Here is a 4742-nt window from a genome sequence, read left to right on the forward strand (position 1 = left end):
CCGCCCGGGCGCGCCGGCCGGCCCCCCCCCGGCCGCCCCGCCCCCCCCCCCCCCCCCCCCCCCCCCCCCCCCCCCTACCGGTGATCCCGACCGGGCTTAACGCAACTCGATCTGGATCGCCTCGGCTGCCTCGCGCGCGATCTTCCGTGCCTCATCAACATCCGCAGCGCGCGCCAGGGTGACACCCACGCGGCGGTGCCCGTGCACGCTCGGCTTGCCGAACAGGCGCAGCGCCGAATCCGGATGCACCAGTGCCTGCTCCACATTGCTGAAGAACGGCACGCCTTCGCCATGTGCCAGCATCGCGCACGACGCGGAGGCACCGCTCTGGCGGATGACCGGAATCGGCAGCCCCAGAATCGCCCGCGCATGCAGCGCGAACTCGCTCAGGTCCTGCGAAGCCAGTGTCACCAGCCCGGTATCGTGCGGGCGCGGCGAGACCTCGCTGAACCACACCTCGTCGCCCTTCACGAACAGCTCCACGCCGAACAGGCCCCAGCCGCCCAGGTCGTCGGTGATCGCCTGCGAAATCTCCTCCGCCCGCGCCAGCGCGCGCGGCGACATCGGCTGCGGCTGCCAGCTTTCGCGGTAGTCGCCGTCCTTCTGCCAGTGCCCGATCGGCGCGCAGAACGAGGTACCGCCCGCATGCCGCACGGTCAGCAGGGTGATCTCGTAATCGAAGTCGATGAAGCCTTCGACAATGCAGCGCCCGGCCCCTGCGCGACCACCGGTCTGCGCGTAGTCCCAGGCCGGTGCGATGTCCGCCTCGCTGCGCAGCGTGCTCTGGCCCTTGCCCGAGGACGACATCACCGGCTTGACCACGCACGGCAGGCCAATGGCGGCCACGGCAGCGCGGTACTCCGCCTCGGTGTCGACGAAGCGATACGGCGAAGTCGGCAGGCCCAGCGTTTCCGCCGCCAGCCGGCGGATGCCCTCGCGGTCCATGGTCAGGCGTGCCGCACGTGCGGTCGGCACCACCCGCTGGCCGGTTTCCTGCTCCAGCTGCACGAGCGTTTCCGTATGGATCGCCTCGATCTCCGGCACGATCAGGTGCGGCTGCTCCTGCGCGATCAGCGCGCGCAGCGCCATCGCGTCGAGCATGTCGATCACGTGCGAGCGGTGTGCCACCTGCATCGCCGGCGCGTTGGCGTAGCGGTCGGCGGCGATCACCTCCACCCCCAGCCGCTGCAGCTCGATGGCGACCTCCTTGCCCAGTTCACCCGAGCCCAGCAGCAGCACACGGGTGGCGGAGGGAGACAGCGGCGTACCAAGCGTGGTCATGGGGATTTCCAACGGGTTCAAAGGGTGGAGGGGCATTTTAGGGCGTCCAGCCCGGACCCGGGGACAGTTGCGTGCCTGATATCAATTTGATATCACTATTACAAACCACCCCAAGGATGCCCTGACATGAAGGAAAAACCCGTCCGCTCCCTTTCCGGCCTCCCCTTCCTGCTGGCCGTGCTCGCCCTGTGCGCCGTGGCCCTCTGGATGTTCGTGGCCGGCGCGCAGCGCGGCAACGTCAACGGCTGGCTGCTGTTCGGCAGCACCGCGCTGGCCATCGTGGCCCTGCTCAGCCTGACCGGTCTGTACACCGTGCAGCCCAACCAGGCCGCCGTGCTCAGCCTGTTCGGCAAGTACGTCGGCACGGTCAAGGACAACGGCCTTCGCTGGAACAACCCGTTCTTCAGCAAGAAGAAGGTCAGCCAGCGCGTGCGCAACTTTGAAAGCGGCAAGCTCAAGGTCAATGAACTGGACGGCAGCCCGATCGAGATCGCCGCGGTGATCGTCTGGCAGGTGGTCGATGCCTCCGAGGCCGTCTACAACGTGGATGACTACGAAAGCTTCGTGCACATCCAGTCCGAATCGGCGCTGCGCGCGATGGCCACCAGCTATCCCTACGACCAGCACGAAGAGGGCCAGCTGTCGCTGCGCAGCCACGCCGCCGAGATCTCCCAGCACCTCAAGGATGAACTGGCCGAGCGCCTGGCCGACGCTGGCGTGCAGGTGCTCGATGCGCGCATCAGCCACCTCGCCTACGCCCCGGAAATCGCCCAGGCGATGCTGCAGCGTCAGCAGGCCAACGCGGTGATCGCCGCGCGCACCCGCATCGTGGCCGGCGCGGTTGGCATGGTCGAGATGGCGCTGGCCGAACTGCAGAAGAACGGCGTGGTGCAGCTGGATGAAGAGCGCAAGGCCCACATGGTGAGCAACCTGCTTACGGTACTGTGTTCGGACCGAGGCACCCAGCCCATCGTCAACGCCGGCTCGCTGTACTGAGCCGGCTGCCCTGAGCCTTCCGCATGACTGAAAAGAAAGCCTACCCGCTGCGCATCAACGCCGACGTCCTGGCGGCGGCACAGCGCTGGGCCGACGACGAGCTGCGCAGTCTCAACGCACAGATCGAATACGTGCTGCGCGACGCACTGCGCAAGGCAGGACGCGTGCCAAAACCCACCCCGACGCCGGAGAACAAGGAATGAGCAAGCGCTGGAGTTGCCCGACGGTTTTTTCCGCAGCGCTGCTTGCGCTGACGATGTTCGCCACACCTGCGCTTGCAGCCAGTACCGTCGACGCCGAGGACACCGCGTGGCAGCTGCTGATGCATCTGAATGCGGAAGAAATCTCCGAGGCCGAGGCGATGTTCACCCCGGAAATGGCCAAGGCGGTGCCCGCTGCCACGCTGAAATCCGTGTGGTCGTCGCTGGGCGGCCTGCACAGCCACCAGCGCGGCCGCGTACTGGAACGGCAAGGGCTCCAGATCGTGCTGATGCGGGCGAAGTTCGGAGCCGGCGAGTTCACCATGCAGGTGGCCGTGGATGCACAAGGCAAAGTCGCTGGCCTTCAGTTCCTGCCGGTGCCGCCGGATCCACCCGCTCCCGTACCTGGCAGCGCCAACTATCGCGAAAGCGAAGTGCAGATCGAAACCGGCAAGGGCGCGCTGCCGGGGACGCTGGCGATGCCCCTGGGCAAGGGGCCGTTCCGCGCGGTCGTACTGGTACACGGTTCCGGTCCCCACGACCGCAACGAAACCGTCGGCCCCAACCGGCCGTTCCTGGATGTAGCACGAGGTTTGGCGGCGCAGGGCATTGCAGTACTGCGCTATGACAAGCGCACGCTGGTGCGACCCCAGGATTTCACGGGCGAATTCAGTGTGGACGATGAAACCACGGACGATGCGGTTGCCGCGGTCGCCCTGCTTGCCGGAACCGAGGGTGTGGACCCGCAATACGTTTACGCCATGGGTCACAGCCAGGGCGGCATGCTGGCACCGCGCATCGCCACCCGCTCGGGCAAGGTGGCGGGCGTGATCCTGTGGTCAGCACCGGCCCGCTCACTGCTGACCCTGCTGCCGGAGCAGCACCGTTACCTGTATGGGCTGGACGGCACCATCAGCACCGAAGAACAGGCAGCGCTGGATCGTCTGGATGCGCAGATTGCGGCCGCGCGCGGTACCGCACCACTGCCCGCGAGTGAGATGCCGCTGGGACTGCCGGCCAGCTACTGGCGGGGGTTTGAACAGATCGATCCGGTGGCTGACGCCCGCGCACTGAAGATTCCGATACTGATGCTGCACGGTGGACGCGATTTCCAGGTGACAGAGACCGATTGGAAACTGTGGGGGCACGCGCTGGCCGGACGCGCCACCCTGAGCAGTTCCTCCCGCCTCAATCATCTGGGCATCGCACGCGACCTGCCCAGCTCGCTGGAGGAGTACCAGCTGCCGGGCCATGTTTCACCCGACATGATCGAAGGTGTCGCTGCCTGGATCAGGCAGCAGCCGTGAGCCGCACAGCCGGGCAGAGCCCGGCTCTACGGGCGGGCGATGACGCGCCAGCGGGTCGGTCCGGCAAAGAGGCGGATCGGCTAAGCTGGCGGCATGCGTAGCCTCCCTGCCCTGCTGACCAACACCGCCGACATCGAGCTGTGGCCCGGCGGCCTGCTGCGCGCGCGCAGCAATGCCGACGCGCGTGCGCTGGCACAGGCGCGGTGGGTACTGCGGCGCAAGACCGATGGCCGCTATCTCGCTGCGGTGAATGCGCAGGGCGTACTGCCGCTGGTCCCGCACCTGATGCGCGAGGGCGGCATCGACGACGCGCTGGATGCGCTGGAGCGCGTTGAGCACGGCCGTCTGCGCGGACATCAGCCGGTGGTGCTGCTGCCCCTCAGCGGCCTGCAGCTGCGACTGCAGCAGCTGGGTATCGATGCCGAACAGTACGAAACCGACACCGGGCTGGCGCTGGAAGCCGAGCCGGCGCAGCTGCGCCTGGCCGGCTTCGACCGCTACCGCCGGCCGCTGTGGCTGCTGCACGGTGCGGCACTGGCGTGGCGGCGGCTGCAGTTGCATGCCGCGCGCGAGGGCATCGCGCTGGAGGCGATCTCCGGCTACCGCAGCCACGACTACCAGTTGGGCATTTTCGAGCGCAAACGTGCGCGCGGGCTTTCCGTGCAGGAGATTCTTCAGGTCAATGCCGCGCCGGGTTACAGCGAGCACCACAGTGGACTTGCGCTGGATATCAGCAGCCCGGGCGAGCCGCCGGCGGAGGAGAGCTTCGAGGCCACCCCGGCGTTTGCATGGTTGCTCGCCAACGCGGGCGAACACGGATTCCGGCTCAGCTATCCGCGCGACAACCCGCACGGGATCGTTTACGAGCCCTGGCACTGGTACTGGACCGGGGTGTAGAGCCACGCCCTGCGTGGCTTCGGACCTGTTTGAGATCGCGCAGCCACGCAGGGCGTGGCTC

5 protein-coding genes are annotated in these 4742 nt (G+C 67.5%); 4 read left to right on the forward strand and 1 reads right to left on the reverse strand.

Annotated features, from left to right (window positions below):
* Nucleotides 1-96: 96 nt before the first annotated feature.
* Entirely contained in the window at nucleotides 97-1281 is a 1185-nt protein-coding gene (gene purT, locus QMX83_RS20215) for a formate-dependent phosphoribosylglycinamide formyltransferase (protein WP_282298426.1), read from the reverse strand.
* 126 nt (nucleotides 1282-1407) lie between these two features.
* Here purT and QMX83_RS20220 point away from each other — a divergent pair, with 126 nt between their 5' ends.
* The 4 genes from QMX83_RS20220 to QMX83_RS20235 all read left to right on the forward strand — a co-directional run bounded on the left by QMX83_RS20220 (nucleotide 1408) and on the right by QMX83_RS20235 (nucleotide 4681).
* Nucleotides 1408-2277 (forward strand): SPFH domain-containing protein, encoded by an 870-nt coding sequence (locus QMX83_RS20220; RefSeq protein ID WP_282298427.1) that lies wholly within the window; start codon nucleotides 1408-1410, stop codon nucleotides 2275-2277.
* Nucleotides 2278-2300: 23 nt separating this feature from the next.
* Entirely contained in the window at nucleotides 2301-2480 is a 180-nt protein-coding gene (locus QMX83_RS20225) for an Arc family DNA binding domain-containing protein (protein ID WP_282298428.1), read from the forward strand.
* Nucleotides 2477-3784 (forward strand): alpha/beta fold hydrolase, encoded by a 1308-nt coding sequence (locus QMX83_RS20230; protein ID WP_282298429.1) that lies wholly within the window; start codon nucleotides 2477-2479, stop codon nucleotides 3782-3784. The genes QMX83_RS20225 and QMX83_RS20230 overlap by 4 nt, the downstream gene beginning before the upstream one ends.
* A 93-nt stretch (nucleotides 3785-3877) precedes the next feature.
* Complete coding sequence (locus QMX83_RS20235; protein ID WP_282298430.1) at nucleotides 3878-4681, forward strand: M15 family metallopeptidase; 804 nt, start codon at nucleotides 3878-3880, stop codon at nucleotides 4679-4681.
* Nucleotides 4682-4742: the final 61 nt, after the last annotated feature.

The sequence above is a fragment of the Stenotrophomonas sp. PS02289 genome (assembly GCF_029960115.1).
GTDB lineage: Bacteria > Pseudomonadota > Gammaproteobacteria > Xanthomonadales > Xanthomonadaceae > Stenotrophomonas.

What these genes read in the sequence shown, in the direction of transcription:
- QMX83_RS20220 (WP_282298427.1), top strand. Translation starts at nt 1,408, where the DNA reads ATGAAGGAAAAACCCGTCCGCTCCCTTTCCGGCCTCCCCTTCCTGCTG.
- QMX83_RS20230 (WP_282298429.1), top strand. Translation starts at nt 2,477, where the DNA reads ATGAGCAAGCGCTGGAGTTGCCCGACGGTTTTTTCCGCAGCGCTGCTT.
- QMX83_RS20235 (WP_282298430.1), top strand. Translation starts at nt 3,878, where the DNA reads ATGCGTAGCCTCCCTGCCCTGCTGACCAACACCGCCGACATCGAGCTG.
- purT (WP_282298426.1), bottom strand. Translation starts at nt 1,281, where the DNA reads ATGACCACGCTTGGTACGCCGCTGTCTCCCTCCGCCACCCGTGTGCTG.
- QMX83_RS20225 (WP_282298428.1), top strand. Translation starts at nt 2,301, where the DNA reads ATGACTGAAAAGAAAGCCTACCCGCTGCGCATCAACGCCGACGTCCTG.